This window comes from Enterococcus pseudoavium NBRC 100491, from assembly GCF_001544295.1.
Classification (GTDB): Bacteria; Bacillota; Bacilli; order Lactobacillales; family Enterococcaceae; genus Enterococcus_A; species Enterococcus_A pseudoavium.
In genome coordinates, this window is record NZ_BCQF01000002.1 from 149,877 (window position 1) to 171,955 (window position 22,079).

A 22,079-nucleotide genomic window follows, 5' to 3' on the forward strand; every position below is an offset into this window, starting at 1 on the left:
ACTTAAACCAACTGCTCCTGCTTCGTCTTTTGAATGTATTGATCAATTTCATGTGCGGCAACTTTTCCTGCTCCCATGGCTAAGATAACAGTCGCTGCACCAGTTACAATATCACCACCGGCAAAAACACCCGGAATGGATGTCACACAGGTTTCTTCATCCGCATCAATATAGCCCCATTTGTTCAAAGCTAATTCAGGGAAAGTATCTAATAAGACTTTATTGGCTCCTTGTCCAATTGCTTCAATCGCAGTATCTGCTTCGATAATAAACTCACTGCCTGGAATGACGATTGGTCGGCGCCGACCTGACTCATCCGGTTCGCCTAACTCCATTTGCACACATTTGACCGCGGATAGACGGCCTGATCCATCATCGATATACTCAACTGGATTAGTCAACCAATAGTACTCAATCCCCTCTTCCACGGAATGATGGTATTCTTCCTCACGAGCTGGTAGCTCTTCCAATGAACGGCGATAAACGATTGAGACTTTTTCAGCCCCTAAGCGCTTCGCTGAACGAGCCGCATCCATCGCCACATTCCCGCCACCAATCACGACTACGTTCTTCGATTTTTGGACAGGAGTGTCATATTCGGGGAATTGATAGCCGTGCATCAGATTGACCCGCGTCAAGTATTCACTGGATGAATAAACTCCGTTTAAAGAAGTTCCTTTGATTCCTTGGAATCTTGGTGCGCCCGCACCAACAGAGAGGTAGCAGGCATCAAAATCATTCAAGATTTCGTCCATTGTAATTGTTTTACCGACCACTACATTTGTTTCGATCTTGACACCTTGAGCCACAATCCCTTCAATCTCTTGTTTAACGACTCGTTTTGGCAGACGAAACTCAGGAATACCATAAGTCAGTACCCCACCAGGAGAGTGCAATGCTTCATAGATCGTCACATCATAACCTAATTTCGCTAGATCGCCAGCAGTAGTCAGTCCTGAAGGCCCCGAGCCAATTACTGCCACTCGGCCCTTATCACCCTTGTTTTCTTTGTATTCAAGTGGCTGTTGCAAAGCCCAATCAGCAACTAGACGTTCCAGTTTGCCGATCGCTACCGGTTCAAATTTCTTCGAACGTCCCAAACGACAGACCATCTCACATTGTTTTTCTTGTGGACAGACACGGCCGCAAATCGCTGGTAAATTTGTATAGCGCCCTAGAATCTCATACGCTAATGACATATTTTCTTCTTCAATCGCCTTGATAAAACCTGGAATGTCGATCATTACCGGACAACCTGTAATACAAGGAGCGTTTTTACATTGCAAGCAGCGGCTGGCCTCAAGCCGTCCTTCTTCTAACGTATACCCTAAAGCCACCTCATCAAAATTCTTGTTACGAATCTCAGGTGCTTGTTCTTTCATCGGTGTTTTCGTATAACTGCGTTTAGCCATTTGCGCTCACCTGCTTTTCATATCTCTCGTTGGCCAATAATTCTTCCGGTCGATACTGTTGCATCCGATTAACAAATTCACCCCAATCGACTTCTTCACCCAAAAATTCTGGTCCATCGACACAAGCAAATTTGATTGAATCTGCTACCGTTACGCGGCAACCACCACACATTCCGGTGCCATCAATCATAATCGGATTCAAGGACACATAAATGGGCACATTATATTTTTGGGCGGTAATCGTACAGAATTTCATCATGATACTTGGACCAATCGCCCAAGCCATCGCAATGTTTTCTCGCTGAAAGACTTCTTCCATTGCCTGTGTAACGACACCTTTTTGCCCTATTGACCCATCATCTGTCATTAAAATTAGCTCATCGGAATATTTCCCACATTCTTCCTGCAAAATTAACAAATCCGCAGTTTTAGCCCCTAAAACGGTGATCACACGATTCCCGGCTTCTTTCAAACCTTTGACAATTGGAAATAGCGCTGCGATTCCCACGCCCCCGCCGACTAAGAGAACCGTTCCATAATTTTCGATATCGGTAGCTTTCCCAAGCGGACCAACAATATCTGACAAAGCTTCACCAGCCATGACAGTTGCCAGCTGAGCAGTCGATTTACCAATCACTTGAAAGATTAAGCGAACCCAGCCCGCTTCTTTGTCTGTGTCGACGATTGTTAGAGGAATCCGTTCTCCTTGTTCGTCGATTCGCAAGATCACAAACTGACCGGGTTGAGCTTTACTGGCAATTCGCGGTGCATCGACTAAAATTTCATATTCTGTCGGTGCGAGCTCCTTGCGTTCTAATACTTTAAACAAATTCTCACTCCATTCTTCCCGTCTGATCCTTACTCCGCTGCTTCTACTAAACTTTTCACAAATGTTTTCAAGATTTCTTCATCATCATCATCTGCTTCGTTTTCAATCTTCACTGTATCTGCGGCCTTTTTGGCACCCGTCTTGGCAAAAGCGTCATCAAAGGTAATCGCTGCCTGACAGAAATAATCTGGATATAATTCGCTGTCTCCACTGCCGACTACACCATAGACTTTGCCTGATAAATCTTCATCAGGTAATTCTTCATGCAAATCTTCTAAATCAAAAGGCAGTTCACCGTCTCCATCAGTATAAGTAGCAAGAACACAAATATCTGCATCTTCATAAAAATCAGCCTCGGCATCATCTGCTTCGACGCGTTCAACTTCAATGTCTAACGCTGTAAATGCATCCTCTAAAATTTCTGAGATCCCTTCAGTGTTCCCTGTGTTGCTGGCATAAACGATTTTTGCTAATGTCATTTCTGTCATCCTCTCTTGAATAAGTTTCTTAGTAGTGCTTATATAAAGTCAGTATTAGCTGACTTTTATCGTAGACAAATAAAGAACCATTTAATCATTACCTATCAGTCTAAAAGCTTTCGGACTTAGCAACATTTTCTATTCAAAAATCCACTTTAGGTAGTTGCCACCTTGCTATTATCATACCTTATAATCAGTGATTATTAAACATAGCTAAGAAAAAAAATCTTTATTTTTATCGGCAGATGAAGATTTGTTTGATTTTATCATCTTTGTTATATAAAGTTTGTTAACGGTACCATTAAAAATAATTTCAATAGCCATTACTAGTAAAAAATTATTTTAGCTACGCGTCACAGCTTTCATTCTCATGGTTTTTTCATATAAAACATAAGAGGTTCGGCAAATTTTGCCGAACCTCTAACGCTGTCTTGAAAACGAAGGAGCACTTATAATGAACTTGAGTAGTGACACAAACTCGAGGCTTTTATTGGCGGTCTTCCCCGTATACAAAACCGAGTGATTCGCTTTGTGAGACTAACGAATTGTCGCCCTCGTGCACGTATATAAAATTTCTTCAATTTTTCCAAAGCGAATCCGTCACAACTCAATAATTCTGAGGAGTGGTTTAGATGGAAGTCGTTGTCGAACGTTGTTGTGGACTGGATGTTCACCAAAAAACCGTCGTCGCCTGCACACTTGTCGGAAATCTTTCGACCAATCGTCCGAAGAAAGTCATTAAAACCTTTGGTACACGAACCTTTGAGCTACAAGAACTAGCTTCATGGCTTCACGATCAAGAAATTTCTACTGTTTTGATGGAAAGTACCGGACAATACTGGTATCCTATCTGGAATGTTTTGGAAAAGGAAGGATTCAAATTAATTCTTGCCAATCCTCAACGGATTAAAGGAATTCCTGGTCGAAAAACTGATCAAAAGGATGCCGAATGGATTGCCCAACTTGGTCGCGTGGGGCTCGTTCCTCAAAGTTATGTACCACCAACAGATATACAAGAATTGCGTTCCCTCACTAGAACTCGTACTCATCTTATTGTCGAGCGAACCCAGCATAAGAATCGTATTCATAACATTCTCCAACAAGGAAATATTAAACTAACGGGATTTTTGTCAGATATCTATGGAAAGACTGGCAGAAAGCTCATCGACTTACTACTAAGTGGTGAAAAAATCGAAGAGGAAACCGTTCTAAGGTGTCTTCACTCTCGGGTAAAAGCTTCCCAAAGAGATATTGTCGAGTCACTAAAAGGTACACTGACAAAAGCCCATCGGTTTGAGATGCAAGTTCACTTTGATATCATCGATTGTCTCGAGGAGCAGATTACTGAATTGAGTAAAGAAATTCGCATAAGAACTGCACCTTATCAAGAGATTATCGACAAATTGATAAAGATTCCAGGTATAAAAGAAAGTTGTGTAGAAGTCATTCTTTCGGAGATTGGACCGGATATTTCTGCTTTCCAAACACAATCCCATCTGGCCTCTTGGGCAGGTCTCTGTCCTGGAAGCTATGAAAGTGGCGGTGTTAGGAAGAAAGCGCATATCGGAAGAGGAAATAAATATTTGAGGACTGCCTTGTACCATGCCGGGCGGACAGCTGCGCACTCAAACAGCCACATCTTTTCCGAATTTTATCAGCGACTTGCAAGTCGTGGTTCAAAACAAAAAGCTGTGATTGCGACAGCGCACAAGATTCTTCGGGTCATTTATCGAACGCTGGAATCAGCAAATAAAAAAAGCTACTGCGATGGTCTTGGACTGACATCACAGTAACTATCAAAAAAATTTTTTACAACCTTATTATAAACGAGGAGAGGCTTTTTTTGCCATTTTTTCGTTTGTTTTCATATAAAAAAATACGTACATCCTCCCAAATTGAAACTACCTAACTTGTACGTTTAATCAAAAAAACCGCAGATAATGAAAAAAATTCATTATCTGCGGTTTAACTGCTATCTAGTTTTTGATTCTTTCCGTACTTTTTAAAATGAACAATTGAAAGTTTAGTTCCTTTTCGGCTTGTCCCGTTTTGACTTCGTAATCATTTTCGACTAATTCATCATACATTGAAACTAATAAATTTAGCGGAAATTTAGCAATTTGCTGCATTGCCAGTTTCACTCGATAAGGGTGAACGCCTAATGTTTCAGCGATGTTGGCCTGTTGATACCCCATTTTCTGCAAAATTTTTGTTTGTAACAGTAATCGAATCTGGCCAATCAGAATAGCCGTTAACTTAATTGTCTCTTCTCCTTGCAGATGCAAGTCCTCATAAGTCTGATACGCCTGTTCAGTATCACCTTTTAAAATCTGCTCAGTTAATTCGAATATGTTGTGTTCCAAAGTCTTAGGAACTAGATCTTGAACTAACTGAAGGGTAATCGTCCCACCTGCTCCAGCTAATAATAGTAGTTTTTCTAATTCGTTCATCGCTTTTGATAGATCGTAATCTGTTAAACGTAAAAACAAATCAAAAGCTTCTTTTGAAATTTTGACATTTTCATTATTGATATAGCGCTGTAAGAAGGTCCGTAACTCCCGTTCCTGCAGTGGGGCCGCATCAATTAGCTCTGTTTTTTTCAAAGCCTTAGTAATTTTTTTACGCGCATCAAGCTTTGGATAGGTCGCCCAAAAAACGACAATCGACGTATCAAGTGGTTGTTTTAAATAAGATACTAGACTGTCCGTATCCTGCTCAGGTACGTTATTTTTCTTTTCGCCTGTTAAAAAATAGGGATTTTCAACAAAGATTAAGCGATAATCCCCGAAAAAAGGCAACGATTCCGCTTCATCAATTACCGCACCTAAGCCGCTTTCTTCCATATCAAAAGACATGAAGTTGAGCTCTTCTAAGTCATCTTTTTTCATTCGATCGATGAAGGCCTGACGAATTTCCTGAATTAAATAATCCTCAGTCCCAGTAACTAAGTACACAGGTTTCAATGGTGCAGTTCTAATTTGCTGAAGAGCTTCTTGTGTGTTCATTTGATTACTCCTAGTTCAATAAATCATTAAGATTTTGATCTTTATCAGTTACTCATATTGCTGACTATCTATGCTAACACGATTATTCAAGAAAATCTATCATCACTTCAATTTTTGACTGATTAATGAGTGGCCACCATTGATAGTAGATCATTCCCTGTTGATCTGTCCGAAAGACTGTGACCCGATACTTTTTAAGCTTTCTCAAGGTTTCAACGGTCGGGTGACCATAACGATTGTTCTTTCCAACCGAGATAATTCCATATTTAGGCTGCATTTTTTTCAACAATGCTTCACCAGTCGAAGTATTGCTGCCGTGATGACCTACTTTAAGAAAATCCGTCCTTAATTGCGGATAAGCGCTAATTAATTTTTCTTCTCCCTCAACCTCTAAATCACCAGTCAGTAAAAAACGTTGGCGATTTACTATAAAAAATGTAACCAGTGAGTCGTTGTTTTCTCCCCGACTTATCTCCGGTGACAGTATTTGGAGCTTTAGATATTTTCCAACAGTATCTCCTCGTTGGACTAAATGAATTCGGGTTCCCGTAACTGATTCCAAGTTTCTTTTTAACGCCTGCTGAGAGCCTTTAGCAAGATAAAGATTCTTTACTTTAATCTCATTGAGCACATGTGTCAGTTCCCCCATATGATCGGCATCGTTATGGGTAATCAACAGGTGGTCTATCTTTGAACAACCAATTGATTTCAAAAAAGGTAATAGATTATAATCAGAAAGCTGTCTTTGTTGCTGCCTTTGCCATTTTTGGCGTTTGAAATTTGAACGCCCACCGGTATCAATCAGAAATGTTTCCCGCTTAAAGGGCAATCTGATGAAAATACAGTCTCCTTGACCGACATCAATAAACGTGACCAAACCCTTGGGGGAAAAGGAGAGCATGATTAGGCAGAAAATCATTGCCCCCGCTAATAAATACACTTTTTGCCGATACTTCAAACGATCAATCATTAAAAGAACCAATAAAATCAAGAGCATCAGTAAAATCAAACTAGGCCGTCCAATCGTCAAATTAGGAAAAGCTATCCCTACTAAGACTATTTCCAATAATTGAAAGAGTCCATCCATTAAGCGACTTAAAACCTGGGTAAGCGGCAAAAAACAGCCAATAAAAAGTAATAGGCAGCCTGGTAAAATCACCCATTCAAACAATGGGAATAGTAACAACGTGACTAATCCGCCGATAAACGTCCACTCGCTAAAGCTATAAAGTAATAATGGCATTGAAAGAAATGAGAATAATAGCATCTGTTGCCAAGTTTTAAGCCGCAGATCCGTCATGTAAAGCAGCAATAAAGCAAAATATAAACTCAACTGGGCACCAACTGACCAAAGGACTAGTGGAAAACACAGTACTAGAAAAAACAACATGATACTCCATTGATCAAGTTTAGCAAGCATGCAATCAAAAGTGACACAAGTAAAAGCAATCAGATAGCTCAATACAGCTCGGATTGTGCTAAAGCTACTGCCAGTTAAGCCAATCAAAAACAGTCCTAGACCGCTTAACAGAATCAAGCGTGATTCTCTGACTAACCTGCAGCGTTTCAAAAGGAGGTGCACCCCACCTAAATAAAATTGAATATGTAGCCCTGATAAGGTAAATAAATGCAGCAAGCCGGTCGATTTATAGGCCTTCGTCTGCTCAGCAAAGTGACTATCCTTATAACCAATCACTAAAGCCTTCACGTAGCTTGCTAAACGCTGATCATAACACTGATCAATCCGCCAGATTAACTGCTTTCGCAGGTCACTCAACCTAGCACTTTTTCGAGGCATTGGTTTGAGTGCTCTCACCTGTAACTTTTGACTAATCCCTAAGCTATGATAGTATTTTTGTTCATCAAAACCATTTAGATTGCGGGCTGTTTCAAAGTTTTCTGACTCGCCACTAACTACGGCTACATTGGTTAAATCATTGCTTATCCAATACTTCTTTTCTCTAGGTTTTTTTAATGCATAATAGACCAAATATTTTTTCCCATGTATTTCGCCCGTTAGTTTTAATAAATTCCCATCGACCTTGACTGAATTGGTTTCGATTGTTAACACCTCCTCAGTGAGCTTGACTGGTTCCGCTATTAATTGACTAATATAAAAGTAGGTTCGTATAGCTAGAAAAAAACTGCACAAAATGACCAGTAACAATAGCTGGCGCTTTTTCATGCAGACGATTCGAAGCATTAAAATAATTAATAGTAAAAAAATCCATCGATTAAACTGATAGATCAGGCTGCTTGATAAAACAGCAACAAGAATCGGTAATAGTAGATAATTACGGACAGCCTCTATTTTTCCGGTGATGTGGCAGCATCTTCTCCTAATTGTAACTTAGTAAAATATTTACTCTCCAAATGAACCTGATGCGCGCTGGCACCCACTTGCTTAATCAATTCGATCGCATAAGGATCATTACGATAGTCCTTTAAATAGTGAATTTTCTTGATTCCAGCTTGCAATAAAGCTTTCGTACACGCTAAACAAGGAAAATGGGTCACGTAAACCTCCGCTTGATCTGTTGCGATCCCTAATTTGGCACACTGCAGCAGTGCGTTCATTTCCGCATGAATCGTCCGTAAACAATGCCCATCGACCACGTAGCAGCCATCATCAATACAATGGACATCACCGCTGACAGAGCCATTGTAACCTCCAGCGATGATCCGCTTATCGCGGACGATCGTTGCTCCTACTTCTAGTCGTGTACAAGTACTTCTTAGTGATAATAATACAGCTTGGGCCATAAAATATTGGTCCCAAGGGATTCTCTCTTCTGTCGTCAAAATTTTCGTCCTGTCCTCTCTTTGATCTTTCTTATATTGTAATCGAGTCTTTCAAATTTTCAAGCGTCTTTTCTCCAATACCAGATACTTTCGTTAAATCCTCTATCGCTTGAAAACTGCCATTTTCTTCGCGATAAGAAACAATATCTGCCGCTTTTTTTTCACCGATTCCCGATAATTTTTGTAATTCTAGCTCGTCTGCTGTATTGATATTAATTTTTTCTGACTCTGATTTTGTTCCAGCGGTGCCAGCCAACTCATGTGCCGGAGACTCAAGTTTTGGTAACTCCTCACCGACCTTCGGCACATAAATGACCTCTTGATCAGCTAATAACTTTGAAAAATTTATTTGATTTTGATCGGCTTCGTCAGTAAAACCACCTGCTAAGTCAATTGCATCCATTAAGCGCATCCCCGTTGTAATTCGGTACATTCCTGCCTTTTTTACCGCGCCTTTAACGTCAACATACCAATCCTGTCTACTGGATTGACTAGTTTTGGTATCGCTGCTTACAGTTGAAAAGAACGCTGGGTCAACGGAGGCTTCTTCAGGTTCTCTGAGTAAGAAGAAAATAATTCCCAGCGCCAAAATTATCGGTAGCGCAACTAAATAAGGATACTTTTTAAGATATTCTTTCATAGCAACCTCCTTTGTAAGAAAGTACGCAAAGAACTTGCAACAACTCCACAAGGATTTTAGAAGACAAAAAAAGTGTTAGACACTGAGGTCTAACACTATAATCTATTGCATTTTTGCTAAATAAGCTAAAGCATCTTGAACGTTTTTCACTGGGACGATCTTCATATCCGTCTTCAATTTCTTAGCAGCTGCTTGCGCTTCGGCGTAGTTAGATTGGATTCCCGGTTGTACTTCTTTCATTTCCTTCGTTATTTCATCATTTGGAGCGAAGAAAATTTTATTGCCACTGGCCGCAGCACTGGCAACTTTTTTGTCAATTCCACCAATGCGACCAACCTCACCATCTGGACTAATCGTTCCAGTACCCGCAATCTTTTCGCCGTGACGTAGATCTTTATCAATTAACTGTTCATAAATTTCTAAAGTGAACATCAACCCAGCCGATGGTCCGCCAATATCACCCGCATCGATTTTCACCTTGTCTTGTGCGTTGATCTCGGTATGATCCGTTAACGTAATCCCGATTCCCGGCTTTTTATCGGTTGGTAATTTGATCAGTTTTCCGCTGGCTTCTTTGGTTTTACCCTCATGAATATACGTAACGGTCATTTCTTGTCCAACTTTTTGTGATTTTACATACTTCATAAAGTCTTCGCTACTAGTAAAAGTTTTACCATCAGCCTTCGTCACAGTATCTCCCACGCTGATTTTGTTAGCAAAATTGGAATTCTTTTCAACGCCTAAGACATAGACTCCCTTATATTCCATTTCATACGGTTTATTTGCCAATTTTAGCGCTTGTTCAATCGCGAAATTCTGCGAGGTTTCCATATTAAATTTTTGGATTTGCATATATTCCGCATCGCTGGCACCGCCAGTCAGATCATCCACCGAGATAATTTCACGAAAAGGCTTGATCTGGGCCGCCAAAGCCGTAAAGACTGTTGCACGTCTAATACCCACCGAAGTTAAACTAAAAGAACCCTTGTGCTCATCCTGCTTATCGTTAACTGTAATTAACTCCTTCAGATTGATTGTTTCACCAGGCTCTTCGATATAATAAGGTAGTGGAACAATCACACAGGCAATCATAACTAACGCTAAGAAAACCAGTAATAATCGTTTGACAAGTTTATTGTTTTTCACTCTGCTCACGCTTCTCTTCCAATGCCCGATAAACTGCTTCAGGCAAATATTCTTGAATATCCCCATTAAATTTCCAAACTTCTTTTAAAATTGAAGAGCTAATGTGACTATACTTAGGAGCAGCCAACAAAAATACACTCTCCAATTCTTGATCTAGATGTCGATTCATTAAGGCGATTTCTTTTTCATATTCGTAATCTTTGATGCTGCGAATTCCTCTTAACAGAAACTTGGCACCTAATTTTTCGGCAACGGTCACCGTTAATTCGCTTTCTTGGGCGATGACTCGAACATTAGGAATATGCTGGACAGACTGTTTCACGATCGCCAACTTTTCCTCTGGGGTGAAATAACTACTTTTACTGGTATTTACAAACACTCCAATGATTAATTCATCAAATAGTTTTGCTCCCCGTTCGATCGTATCAAGGTGCCCCATCGTCAATGGGTCGAAACTTCCGGGAAAGAGTGCGATTCGTTTCATCTTAATCCTCCTATTTCAAGACATTTAGGCTCTTTTGAACAAGTCTGATTTTCACCTATAAATTCAGATAGTCATAGCTATCTACTAAAACACTTAAACCAATTCAACCATGATCTTTAATCGCTAGTCCAATCATAAATCGTAACAGCAGTAATGCCATAGTTCTGACGTTTACGTTCTCTTAATTGTCCGATTACTTCGGGCAAGACTACCTCTTTATCTGTTTCACAAACAACTATTGCTTGATTCGTCAATAAATTATTTTCCAATAGCATTTCAATCTGCTTGACGATCTCTTGTTTTGCATAAGGCGGATCTAATAATACCAAATCAAACTGCGTTCCGCTAGTAATTAACTGTTGAATCGCCTGATTTGCAGGCATTTTCATTAATTGGAAAGCTGCTTCTTGTTTCGTCATAGCTACATTTTCACGGATAATTTCCATTGCGCGAAAATTCTTTTCTACTAAAACTGCTTGTTCCATTCCGCGAGAAACGGCCTCGATTCCTAATGACCCACTGCCTGAAAATAAATCTAAAGCCACTCCGCCAGAAAAATACGGACCAATCATATTAAAAATCGCGCCTTTGACTTTATCAGTTGTAGGCCGCGTATTATTTCCAGTTAATGTTTTTAGCTTCCGCCCACCAAATTCACCTGCGACTACTCGCATGAGCTACATACCCCTCTCTAGTTTTCTACTTATTCTACTTAAAATTCATATTATCAATAATTTAAGTTTACATAATATGATTACGATTAACAAAAAACAAGTAGACATCAATGCCTTTATTATCAAACAAAAAGATGAAAAATGTTTGAAAAAATCAGACATTTTTCATCTTATTTAGACTGTTTCAGCTAATCGAATCTTTGTATTGGCTTCAACGACATCCAACTCATCATCATCTTTCACTTGATAAGCAGCCTTCGTTCCGATTCGATCTGCAAAATTCATTTCAATATCAGGACGATAAGAACGCTCCACTTGGCGAACGAAGTGTAAAGCCTGCAGCTTTTCTTCTGTTTCATCGACAACTTCCTCGTTCACATATAATACTACATATTTCATTTTTCTTGAGACAAAATGGACCAAACCAAATCGCTTCAACGTTTTTAATTGCTTTAAGGAATAGACCCACACGATTATTCCTCGTCTTTTCTGCATTACAAATTCCGTATTATCCATGACAATTCCCCTCACAACTATGATTCCCTGTTTCAAAAAAAGGATTTCCTGCATCAACTTTGATCTCTGAAGAAATCGTCTCTGCTAATGTTTGACCAATCTCATCTAATAATTGTTGAAAATCCGTCTCAGCTAAGCGAAAAGCTGCCACCTTTTCATTTAAATCAAGGGCCCGCTTACTTACCCGAACTTTTCGTTGGGTTGCGCGAAAATCTGGTGCGTATGAACCATAAGCAGCAATCTTTTCAAAATTATCCTTGGCTGTTTGGAAATCTTTTTTTAATTGCATTACTTCAGGACAGTTATTCATTTGCGCTCTAGCCTGCAGATAGTTTTTATAGCTTTGACTCGCTAAAATGGCTTGAATCAAGACCTGATTCTGATCCTCTAGCTGAAAGAAAGCTTCATTAATAATCAACTCATTCACTATCCTTTGTCTTTTCTGTTTCTTGTAATAAGACTAGCACACTTTCTTGATTGATTGCAATGCCCAGACTTGCTTCAGGTGTATCAAATATTTCATTAAAATGGTCATGGCTAATCCAATCGAACAGATTAAATAGCGGGTCTACCGCTGGTGAGTAAAACAAGCCATTCTCATAGGTAACTTTTTCCCGTTTTGCTAAATCCTTAAACTCAGACTCAGACAATTCAAAAGATAGATTGCTCAAATGAGCCTCTTGATCTGTCTGCCACTCTTCTAATCGCTCGTTACTTAATACTTTTTTGGGTGCTGTTAAAAAACTTTTAAGCATTTTTTTACTGGCACTCATGGTTTGATCCGCCACTGAATAAACAGGGAGCTTATGAAATACACGATACCGATTAATGGCCTCAACCGTTCTTGCCTCTTTTTGCTGGTTCAGTACATTCCAATCTAAATTACTCTCTTGTACACGATTGGCGAGGGGATTACCACTATTGATTTGATAAGGCATTAAGCGCAAGAGATTCTCAAGGTCCAAATACACGATACCGATTAGTTTTTCACTATGCCCATTAAAAAAAAGCATCGCGAATGTCTGGTTGTCGAAGGCAACCAACGGGCGAAAGCGCATATCGTTTTCACTTAATTCAATCGCAACTGGTTCTTCATCGTAGGTTAAGGAAAAATCAGCAGATAAATTTATTTTATCGGATAATTGACTGCTCGTCATACCAAATTTAAAAGGCGAAACATCATTTTTTTTTGCCATCACTTTAATCGCACTGACTTTACCAGATTCTACATTTACTTCTAAAACACCTGCATCCAAATTGTAATTCCGTGTTTGAAAAAAGAAGCCACTATCCTCAGTCTTCGTTGGTTGACCAAATTGCTGCTCAAAGTCTGCAATCGGCTCTGCGATATACTTAGCATATCCTTCTGTTTTGACGACTTGATGCTTCAGTGCTTTATGGCGAACCACTTGATTGATGGGTGCATGTGTTATTTTTTTAGGCGTAGGCGGAAAGAGGACCGGCTGCAAATAGTAGCCGATCAAAACTAAAAATAGAATACTAAAAAAACCGATCACTCTTTTCACACATCAACGCTCCTAATAATTATTTTTCTTTCACTTCAATCAGTAAATCGCCAGAAGAAATACTTTCGCCTTCTTCGACATATAAATGGGAAACTTTTCCGGCAAAGCGCGCGTCAATTGATGTTTCCATCTTCATCGCCTCGGTAATTAGTAATGGCTGACCTTTTTCAACATGATCGCCTTTTTTAACCAAGACTTTTAAGACTGATCCAGTCATCGTTGCTCCGATTTGTTCACGGTTAGTTGGTTCAACTTTGCGTTTTGTTTGGACCGCACTTTTAATTGAGGCGTCCTTAACAACTACTTCGCGCCGTTGACCGTTCAAATTGAAGAACAAGGTCCGATTTCCTTCGATATCCGCCTCGCCAATTTCATCTAAGCGAATGATCAAAACTTTACCTTTTTCAATCTGTACATTGATAGTTTCACCTAAACGCATTCCTTCAAAGAAGGTTGGCGTATCTAATAAGGTTACATCCGCAAATTGTTCATAAGATTTTTGATAATCCAAGAAAACTTGCGGATACATCAAGTAACTCAAAACATCGGTTTTACTTGGTTCAAAGCCAATCAATTCTTGCAATTCTTGCTTCACTTTAGCAAAATCGACTGATTTAGCAAATTTCCCTGGCCGCTCTTCCATTGCTGGTCGACCTTGTAAAATGATTCGTTGCAACTCTTCAGGGAACCCACCTACTGGTTGACCCAATTCACCTTGGAAAAAGCTAACTACGGATTCAGGATAACTCAATTCATCTCCATGATCGTAAATATCTTCTTCAGTGAGTTCATTTTGCACCATAAACAATGCCATATCTCCAACAACTTTAGATGAAGGCGTTACTTTAACGATATCCCCAAACATCATGTTGACAGTATGATACATTTCTTTGATTTCATCCCATTTTTCGCCTAAGCCAACCGCTTTAGCCTGCTGTTGCAGATTCGAATATTGTCCGCCAGGCATTTCATGATTGTATACTTCTGTTTGAGCGGCAACAATTCCGTTTTCAAAACTTGAATAGTAGGGGCGAACATCTTCCCAATAATGATTCAATTGACGTACGTTCTTTAAGTTTATTTCCGGTGTCCGATCACCATATTGCAACGCGTAGTACAAACTGCTTAAACTTGGTTGACTCGTTGCTCCGCTCATGGCACTTGTTGCCACATCAACAATATCAACCCCTGCTTTAACAGCCGCAGATAAAGTAATAATACCGTTACCAGCCGTATCATGGGTATGCAAGTGAATGGGTAAGTCGGTCGTTTCTTTCAATTCGCTAACCAACTGGAATGCCGCTTGGGGTTTCAATAAGCCAGCCATATCTTTGATTGCTATGATATGTGCCCCTAATACTTCCAGTTCTTTTGCCATATCTTTGTAATACTGAACATTATATTTCGTGCGATTTGGGTCTAAAATATCCCCAGTATAGCAAATCGCTGCCTCAGCGATTTTACCAGCATCACGAACATACTGAATACTTTTTTCCATTTGTGGCAGCCAGTTTAAACTATCGAAGATTCGGAAAACATCAATCCCGTGATGCGCTGCTTCTTTAATGAATTCTTCCAACACATTATCGGGATAATTCGAATAGCCTACTGCATTAGATCCACGGAATAACATTTGCAACAATGTATTAGGCATTGCTTTACGCAATAATTTCAATCGTTTCCACGGATCTTCTGTCAAGAAACGATACGCCACATCAAAGGTTGCTCCACCCCACATTTCGCTTGAAAACAACTCTGGAATGGCTTCACCAGTTGCTTGAGCCACATTTAATAAATCATGAGTTCTGACCCGAGTAGCTAATAAACTTTGATGAGCATCACGGAAAGTCGTATCGGTCATTAAAACTGAATTTTGTTCTTTGACCCATTTGGTGACTGCTTCTGGACCTTGCTCATCTAAAATATTTTTAGCTGTTAGAATTTCTCGTTGTTTAACTTTTGGCATCCGTGGTGTTTCAAAGTAACGTTTTTCATGTTTTTCGATCCCAGGAAAACCGTTGACTGTAATCTCAGAGATGTAGCGCATCGTCTTATTCCCACGATCACGTACTCGAGGAAATTCAAACAATTCCGGTGTATTATCGATAAATGTCGTCTTCGCATCACCACTTTGAAAAACCGGATGACTGATTACATTGTGCATAAAAGGAATATTCGTTTTGACTCCGCGAATTCGAAATTCAATTAAACAACGCTGCATTTTTTCAATCGCTTGGTCAAAATTCAAGGCATGGGTACAAACTTTTACCAATAATGAATCAAAATAAGGTGTCACCGTTGCACCAGCATAAGCGTTACCGACATCTAGACGAACACCAAAGCCCCCTGGAGAGCGATACGTATCAATCTTCCCGGTATCAGGCATAAACCCATTCAACGGATCTTCGGTTGTTATCCGACATTGAATCGCCGCTCCGGCCATTTGGACAGCTGCTTGTTCTGGCAGTCCAATTTCTTTATGCAGATCTTTTCCTTGAGCGATCAATAACTGTGACGTCACAATATCAACACCAGTAATTAATTCAGTGATCGTGTGTTCCACTTGAACCCGCGGATTTACTTCAATAAAGTAGAAATTATCACCCTCAACTAAGAATTCGACTGTTCCAGCATTGACATAGCCGACGTGCTTCATTAATTGAACTGCTGCTTGACAGATTTTTTCTCGCTGAGCCGTATTCAAAGAAATACACGGAGCTACTTCAACGACTTTTTGATGGCGCCGTTGAACCGAGCAATCCCGTTCAAATAAATGAAGGACATTCCCGTGGCTATCGCCTAAAATTTGGACTTCGATATGTTTAGGATTGGCAACATATTTTTCCACGTAGATTTCATCGTTTCCGAAAGCCGCTTTTGCTTCACTTTTGGCACGATCATAGCCTTCACGGGCTTCTTTTTCATCATGAGCTACCCGCATACCGCGACCACCGCCGCCTAGAGCAGCTTTAATCATAATGGGATACCCATGTGATTCAGCAAATGCTAAGACGCCTTCAATCGTATCGACAGGACCATCAGAACCTGGAATTGACGGAATTCCGGCTTCTAATGCGGCTGTTTTGGCTTTGATTTTATCACCAAAAATATCTAAATGATGTAATTCAGGTCCTACGAAAATAAGACCTTCCTCACGGCAACGTCGCGCGAATTCTAAGTTTTCCGAAAGAAAACCATAACCCGGATGAATCGCATCGACATGGGCTTCTTTTGCCACCCGAATAATGTCTTCAATATCCAAATAGGCATCAATCGGTTTTTTTCCTTTACCGACAATATAAGCCTCATCTGATTTAAAGCGGTGAACGGAGTATTGATCCTCCTCTGCAAAGATTGCCACCGTTTTAATCCCTAATTCATTACACGCGCGAAACACCCGTGTTGCAATTTCTCCTCTATTTGCTACCAATACCTTTTTCATGCACTTCACTCCTGACTTTTTAAGTATTCATACTCGATCGCAAGTTTCGTGCGTTTTTCATCTGCACTGATGTTTAATGCAAAAGCAACGCCGACTGACAATACAAGTAAGCTATTTCCTCCTTGACTCAAAAATGGGAACGTGATCCCAGTCAATGGAATAATTCCTAAAATACCACCAAGATTAATAAAAACTTGTAATAACAACAAACTTCCAATTCCGATACAAATCAATGAATTGAAAGGCTTCTTCGAACGAATCCCAACCAAGTAGATCCGTGCGATCATAAAAATCAAAATTGCTAATATAATTAAAGCGCCGATCAAACCGACTTCTTCAATGACAATTGAAAAAATAAAGTCCGTATGAGCTTCACTTAAAAACCCTTTTTTCTCAATACTATTCCCTAAGCCACGGCCAAACCAACCACCGTTATACATGGCATAATAGCCATTGACCATTTGGTGACCTTGATCCAATTCATATTTGAAGGGATTTTTGAAACTTTCAAAACGACTGACAATGTAAGCCAATCTTTGGGGTAAAATCGCCTCACCGAAATGAGTCAAAAACTGAATCACCAAAAAGCTGCCGATAATTCCCGCACCACCGACAATTAGGCTATACACCCAATTAATTCCACTAGCTAAGAGTAAAATTAAAGCTAACAATGTGATAATCGCCGCGTTCCCCATATCAGGCTGAACAGCAACTAAAAAGATCATCGCAAAAACCAATATCAACGGACGTTTCATATCAGTCACAAAATTATCCTGAATTGTCTCTTGTCGTTTAGAAAGAATATAGGATAAATACCAAACGACCATAATCTTTAAGTATTCCGCTGGCTGCATACTGAAACCACCGATTCGGATCCAACCTTTTGCGCCGTTGACTTCATCTCCAATAAAAAAAACAACAATCAACAGAGCAAAAATTAAATAAGTCGCAAAAATGATCAACTGCTGACTTTTTAATACATCTGTTTTCATCTTGTACATCAAACTGATCATAATTAAACTTAAGCCCCAAAAGATCGCTTGGTTCATCACAAGACTCGTTGGATTTGCATCATTTGTAATCAATAAATAGGAAGTTGAACTGTAGACAAAAATCAAACCGATGACAGTCAGAATCAAGTAAGGAATCAAAATGCTGTAGTCTAAAAAATGACGTTTCTTTATCTTTGTTGGCAAGATCTAAGCCTCCCAGCCGGTATCCGTCAGATCTTGACGATTTTCATATAATTCAGTGTATAAACGATTCAGCTCTGCTTCTAGTTCACTAAGCATCTGCTGACCTTCTCCTTGCTTTAAAACACCAATTTTTTCAGCAAAAAAAACTTGCCGTGAGAAGCCGTACATTTGTGTATCAACGACTTCTTCAAAAGCCTTACATTGAGAGATACAAAGACTATTTGTCTGATTATGAATCAGTAATTTGATCCGATCGGCATCCTCTTGCAATATTTTAATGGCAAAATCAGAAGAAATATTTTCCATTTTGCTTCCCTCCTATCTTGGTTTCAACATTATAACATAGAAAAATTTCAAAAAGGAAAAAAATAAGTGAGACTAAGCTTTTTCTAAACTCTTCGTTCGGGTTTTGACTTTTACACAGCAAATTTATATTACAAGAAGATTACAAATCCCGAAAATACAAGGAAAACGCGAAATATCAATTCTTTTTTTAAAAGCATTCGTGAAACAATGACATTTCATGAAACATAACGATTTTTAGGCTTTCCAATTATTATAAAAAAAGACCACACTTTTTAAAGTGCGGCCTTCAAAGAACTTTATTCAGCAACTTTACGTTTCTTCGCTGCTTTTTCACGTTCTGATTTATTTAGAATCTGTTTGCGTAGGCGAATAGATTCTGGTGTAACTTCACAGTATTCATCATCATTCAAGAATTCTAGTGATTCCTCCAAAGTTAAGATCCGTGGTTTTTTAATCACTGATGTTTGATCTTTATTGGCTGAACGAACATTAGTCATTTGTTTTGCTTTCGTGATATTTACACCAAGGTCATTGTCACGACTATTTTCACCGACGATCATTCCTTCATACACTTCTGTGGTTGGTTCAACGAAAACAGTTCCGCGTTCTTCCACACTCATAATTGAGTACATGGTAGCTTTACCAGTATCAACAGAAACAAGTGCACCATTACGGCGACCGCCAAGCGTTCCTTGAATCATTGGTAGATATTGGTCAAAGGTATGGTTCATGATCCCATAACCACGTGTCATTGATAAGAATTCTGTTGTAAATCCAATCAAGCCACGGGCTGGAGCTAAGAAGACCAAACGAATTTGACCATTTCCTGAATGGATCATGTCTTGCATTTCAGCTTTACGTTGACCTAATGCTTCAATCACACTACCCATGTATTCTTCCGGCGTATCAATTTGAACTCGTTCAAATGGTTCACATTTCACACCATCAACGATTCGTTCGATTACTTCCGGACGTGAAACTTGTAATTCATAGCCTTCACGACGCATATTTTCAATCAAAATTGATAAGTGCAATTCGCCACGACCAGAAACTGTCCATGCATCGGGTGATTCTGTATTCTCAACGCGTAATGACACGTCTGTATGCAATTCTGACATCAAACGTTCTTCAATCTTACGTGAAGTGACATATTTCCCTTCACGACCAGCAAACGGTGAATTATTGACCAAGAATGTCATTTGTAATGTCGGTTCGTCGATGTGTAAAATTGGCAATGCTTCTTGATGATCAATTGGCGTTACCGTTTCCCCAACAAAGATATCTTCCATCCCAGATACCGCAATCAAATCACCAGCCTGAGCTTCTTGGACTTCCAAACGTTGCAAACCGAAGAAACCAAAAATCTTCGTTACTCGGAAGTTTTTAATCGAACCATCTAGTTTCATAAGAGAAACTTGGTCGCCGACTTTCATTTTCCCGCGGAAGACACGGCCAATCCCGATTCGGCCAACGTAATCATTATAATCCAACAAGGATACTTGGAATTGTAACGGTTCGTCACTATTGTCAACTGGCGCTGGGATTTTTTCAATGATTGTATCAAAAATTGGTGCCATTGTTTTTGTTTGTTCTGCAGGATCATCTGATAAACTAGATGTTCCGTTGATAGCTGACGCATAGATCACTGGGAAATCCAATTGATCATCGTCGGCGCCTAATTCGATAAATAATTCTAAGACTTCGTCAACCACTTCTTCAGGACGAGCAGAAGGTTTATCGATTTTGTTTACAACTACGATTGGTGTTAAATGTTGCTCCAAAGCTTTTTTCAATACGAAACGAGTTTGCGGCATCGTACCTTCATAAGCATCGACAACTAACAACACACCATCAACCATTTTCATGATTCGTTCTACTTCACCACCGAAGTCGGCGTGTCCTGGGGTATCCATGATATTGATTTTGTAATCTTTATAGTTTACAGCCGTATTTTTGGCTAAGATCGTGATACCACGTTCTTTTTCAATCGCATTTGAATCCATTGCACGTTCTTGCAAATGTACGTGACTATCAAGGGTATCAGATTGCTTTAACATTTCATCAACTAAAGTTGTTTTACCATGGTCAACGTGGGCGATAATGGCCACGTTGCGGATATCTTCTCTGTATTTCAATTTAACTTGCTCCTTTTCTTGTAACGCGAGACTCACTCGATTGACAATTATAACAGAAAATCAGTGAGAGTGTTAGTAAAACATTTTCATTATTTCAGAAAAAAGTCTTTTCTTAATGTTTCTGCCTATTTAACCGCTTGAATATCCTTCATCGCTGCTTGAGTAGCGCCGATAAAAAGTTCTCTTCCGTGGAAATTTAAAGGCTGATCATCCGCCCCGCAAGTCACCATTCCTAATTGTTCCATCATGATTTTTCCGGCCGCGTAATCCCATGGGCTTAACATGCTAATATACCCCAGCTGAGTTCCTTTGATAATCGCGATAAAGTCTAACCCGGCACAACCTAATACACGAATTCCCATCGATATGTTGGCAATTTCTTGGGCATGATACAAATTTTTGCGGTAAAGCGCCGCATTCATCCCAATCAGACCTTCGTCTAACATTTTATTTTCTGGCGCGGCAAGTTCTTGTTTATTAAAGAAGACTTTTCCAACTTTTGGTCCACCCCAAAAAAGTTCATCCCGCATCACGTCATAAATAAATCCTAGCTGGCCGATTCCTTCTTCATAGACTGCAAGCATGATACAAAAGTTTTCTTGCTGCATCACAAAATTTAAAGTGCCATCGATTGGATCAATCACAAAAACTCGCCCATGGTCAATCGGTGTTTGATCCAAGCCATTTTCCTCGCCTAAAATTTTAGCTTCCGGATCAAAAGACCGAATTTTTTTAACGATAAAATCTTGCGTTTCCTGGTCTACGTTGGTCACTAAATCAGTTCTTCCTTTTTTTTGATCAACCTTTAACGCATCGCCTAGGCCAGACTTGATTCTCTCAGCAGCTTCATAAATCCAAGCGATAATCTCGTGTTCCATAATCGTCCCCTCCTAATCTCACTGTTGTTTAAAACGTTTGCCAGTCGTCTTTTTCGCTTGTTGAACAGTCCGATACAAAGAATAGCCACTAGCCGTTTCGAACTCTCGACCAATTCTTTTTTCTTCACCAATACTTTTTATAACGGATTTAAATTTTTTATAGCCAGCTAAAAATTTTTCGGTTTCAACACCCGTTTCGTTAGCGGCTTCAACAAGATTCAGAAAATTGATCACGTTCGCAATCTCTTCATGTGTCCAATCTTCATCAATTGGATAACTATAATTTGCCATTATTCACACCCCATTCGCAAATAGTTTACCATAGAACCCTCCTTTGCGTTTAGGCAAAAAGATTTAAAGAAAGGAACTATCAATCAGGAACTAATTTTTTCTAAAATGAGCAGAACGCTTATTCTGTACACAACAATGTTCATTCATTTTAAAAGACTTTTAAGAAGCTTCTTCAAGAGCTCAAAAAAGCACCTCGATCTCCTGTTAAATGCTATTAAGCTAAGAGACTTCTACAAAAAATGAGGGTACTTCTCTAAGTGTAATTGAAAAACAACTACCCAAAATAGGCAGTTAAGCACATATAGAAATCGATAGCGA

General features: G+C 39.6%; 20 protein-coding genes. 1 reads left to right on the forward strand and 19 read right to left on the reverse strand.

Annotated elements, in window-relative coordinates; translation table 11 throughout:
- Positions 1-2: 2 nt before the first annotated feature.
- The 3 genes from gltA to EP1_RS01825 are packed head-to-tail and all read right to left on the reverse strand — an operon-like array spanning position 3 to position 2,720.
- Positions 3-1,412 carry an NADPH-dependent glutamate synthase gene (gltA, locus tag EP1_RS01815; RefSeq protein WP_067622462.1) on the reverse strand — a complete coding sequence of 470 codons (1,410 nt, stop codon included), beginning with the start codon at positions 1,410-1,412 and terminating at the stop codon, positions 3-5.
- A complete protein-coding gene (locus EP1_RS01820) occupies positions 1,405-2,241 on the reverse strand; it encodes a sulfide/dihydroorotate dehydrogenase-like FAD/NAD-binding protein (RefSeq protein WP_067622466.1) in 837 nt (278 codons plus the stop codon). Before EP1_RS01820 ends, gltA begins: the two co-directional genes overlap by 8 nt.
- 29 nt (positions 2,242-2,270) lie before the next feature.
- Positions 2,271-2,720, reverse strand: coding sequence for a flavodoxin (locus EP1_RS01825; protein WP_067622470.1), 450 nt, complete (start codon positions 2,718-2,720; stop codon positions 2,271-2,273).
- Between the two features lie 632 nt (positions 2,721-3,352).
- Between EP1_RS01825 and EP1_RS01830 the strand changes: the two genes are divergently transcribed.
- A complete protein-coding gene (locus EP1_RS01830) occupies positions 3,353-4,513 on the forward strand; it encodes an IS110 family RNA-guided transposase (RefSeq protein ID WP_067622474.1) in 1,161 nt (386 codons plus the stop codon).
- 183 nt (positions 4,514-4,696) lie between these two features.
- Here EP1_RS01830 and holA read toward each other — a convergent pair whose 3' ends face one another.
- The 16 genes from holA to EP1_RS01910 form a co-directional block, all read right to left on the reverse strand.
- Positions 4,697-5,725 (reverse strand): DNA polymerase III subunit delta, encoded by a 1,029-nt coding sequence (gene holA, locus EP1_RS01835; RefSeq protein ID WP_067622477.1) that lies wholly within the window; start codon positions 5,723-5,725, stop codon positions 4,697-4,699.
- Between the two features lie 82 nt (positions 5,726-5,807).
- Positions 5,808-7,796, reverse strand: a complete 1,989-nt coding sequence (locus EP1_RS01840) for a DNA internalization-related competence protein ComEC/Rec2 (RefSeq protein WP_245630574.1) — start codon at positions 7,794-7,796, stop codon at positions 5,808-5,810.
- 236 nt (positions 7,797-8,032) lie between these two features.
- On the reverse strand, positions 8,033-8,527 hold the full coding sequence (locus tag EP1_RS01845) for a ComE operon protein 2 (RefSeq protein ID WP_258867657.1): 495 nt from the start codon (positions 8,525-8,527) through the stop codon (positions 8,033-8,035).
- Positions 8,528-8,558: 31 nt separating this feature from the next.
- Positions 8,559-9,167 (reverse strand): helix-hairpin-helix domain-containing protein, encoded by a 609-nt coding sequence (locus EP1_RS01850; protein ID WP_067622483.1) that lies wholly within the window; start codon positions 9,165-9,167, stop codon positions 8,559-8,561.
- A gap of 102 nt (positions 9,168-9,269) precedes the next feature.
- Positions 9,270-10,322 (reverse strand): SepM family pheromone-processing serine protease, encoded by a 1,053-nt coding sequence (locus tag EP1_RS01855; protein WP_157065567.1) that lies wholly within the window; start codon positions 10,320-10,322, stop codon positions 9,270-9,272.
- A complete protein-coding gene (gene coaD, locus EP1_RS01860) occupies positions 10,300-10,797 on the reverse strand; it encodes a pantetheine-phosphate adenylyltransferase (RefSeq protein ID WP_067622492.1) in 498 nt (165 codons plus the stop codon). The genes EP1_RS01855 and coaD overlap by 23 nt, the downstream gene beginning before the upstream one ends.
- Before the next feature lie 116 nt (positions 10,798-10,913).
- Positions 10,914-11,471: a 16S rRNA (guanine(966)-N(2))-methyltransferase RsmD gene (gene rsmD, locus EP1_RS01865; RefSeq protein WP_067622496.1), complete on the reverse strand. Its 558-nt coding sequence runs from the start codon at positions 11,469-11,471 to the stop codon at positions 10,914-10,916.
- A 174-nt stretch (positions 11,472-11,645) separates the two neighbouring features.
- Positions 11,646-11,993, reverse strand: coding sequence for a YlbG family protein (locus EP1_RS01870; protein WP_174519731.1), 348 nt, complete (start codon positions 11,991-11,993; stop codon positions 11,646-11,648).
- Complete coding sequence (locus EP1_RS01875; protein WP_067622503.1) at positions 11,980-12,405, reverse strand: YlbF/YmcA family competence regulator; 426 nt, start codon at positions 12,403-12,405, stop codon at positions 11,980-11,982. Before EP1_RS01875 ends, EP1_RS01870 begins: the two co-directional genes overlap by 14 nt.
- A 1-nt stretch (position 12,406) precedes the next feature.
- Positions 12,407-13,513, reverse strand: coding sequence for a CAP-associated domain-containing protein (locus tag EP1_RS01880; RefSeq protein WP_067622507.1), 1,107 nt, complete (start codon positions 13,511-13,513; stop codon positions 12,407-12,409).
- A 19-nt stretch (positions 13,514-13,532) separates the two neighbouring features.
- Positions 13,533-16,955 (reverse strand): pyruvate carboxylase, encoded by a 3,423-nt coding sequence (locus tag EP1_RS01885; protein ID WP_067622512.1) that lies wholly within the window; start codon positions 16,953-16,955, stop codon positions 13,533-13,535.
- A 5-nt stretch (positions 16,956-16,960) separates the two neighbouring features.
- Positions 16,961-18,151, reverse strand: a complete 1,191-nt coding sequence (locus EP1_RS01890) for an FtsW/RodA/SpoVE family cell cycle protein (protein ID WP_067622515.1) — start codon at positions 18,149-18,151, stop codon at positions 16,961-16,963.
- A 3-nt stretch (positions 18,152-18,154) separates the two neighbouring features.
- Complete coding sequence (locus EP1_RS01895; RefSeq protein ID WP_067622519.1) at positions 18,155-18,457, reverse strand: Fpa/YlaN family protein; 303 nt, start codon at positions 18,455-18,457, stop codon at positions 18,155-18,157.
- A 296-nt stretch (positions 18,458-18,753) separates the two neighbouring features.
- Complete coding sequence (gene typA, locus EP1_RS01900) at positions 18,754-20,592, reverse strand: translational GTPase TypA (RefSeq protein WP_067622522.1); 1,839 nt, start codon at positions 20,590-20,592, stop codon at positions 18,754-18,756.
- Positions 20,593-20,717: 125 nt separating this feature from the next.
- Positions 20,718-21,470, reverse strand: coding sequence for an inositol monophosphatase family protein (locus EP1_RS01905; RefSeq protein WP_067622525.1), 753 nt, complete (start codon positions 21,468-21,470; stop codon positions 20,718-20,720).
- Between the two features lie 18 nt (positions 21,471-21,488).
- Positions 21,489-21,761 carry a UPF0223 family protein gene (locus EP1_RS01910; RefSeq protein WP_067622528.1) on the reverse strand — a complete coding sequence of 91 codons (273 nt, stop codon included), beginning with the start codon at positions 21,759-21,761 and terminating at the stop codon, positions 21,489-21,491.
- Positions 21,762-22,079 lie beyond the last annotated feature (318 nt).

Coding starts and splice junctions, on each gene's coding strand:
- EP1_RS01825 (WP_067622470.1), bottom strand. CDS start 2,720: ATGACATTAGCAAAAATCGTTTATGCCAGCAACACAGGGAACACTGAA.
- holA (WP_067622477.1), bottom strand. CDS start 5,725: ATGAACACACAAGAAGCTCTTCAGCAAATTAGAACTGCACCATTGAAA.
- gltA (WP_067622462.1), bottom strand. CDS start 1,412: ATGGCTAAACGCAGTTATACGAAAACACCGATGAAAGAACAAGCACCT.
- EP1_RS01885 (WP_067622512.1), bottom strand. CDS start 16,955: ATGAAAAAGGTATTGGTAGCAAATAGAGGAGAAATTGCAACACGGGTG.
- coaD (WP_067622492.1), bottom strand. CDS start 10,797: ATGAAACGAATCGCACTCTTTCCCGGAAGTTTCGACCCATTGACGATG.
- EP1_RS01830 (WP_067622474.1), top strand. CDS start 3,353: ATGGAAGTCGTTGTCGAACGTTGTTGTGGACTGGATGTTCACCAAAAA.
- EP1_RS01850 (WP_067622483.1), bottom strand. CDS start 9,167: ATGAAAGAATATCTTAAAAAGTATCCTTATTTAGTTGCGCTACCGATA.
- EP1_RS01905 (WP_067622525.1), bottom strand. CDS start 21,470: ATGGAACACGAGATTATCGCTTGGATTTATGAAGCTGCTGAGAGAATC.
- EP1_RS01910 (WP_067622528.1), bottom strand. CDS start 21,761: ATGGCAAATTATAGTTATCCAATTGATGAAGATTGGACACATGAAGAG.
- EP1_RS01895 (WP_067622519.1), bottom strand. CDS start 18,457: ATGGAAAATATTTCTTCTGATTTTGCCATTAAAATATTGCAAGAGGAT.
- rsmD (WP_067622496.1), bottom strand. CDS start 11,471: ATGCGAGTAGTCGCAGGTGAATTTGGTGGGCGGAAGCTAAAAACATTA.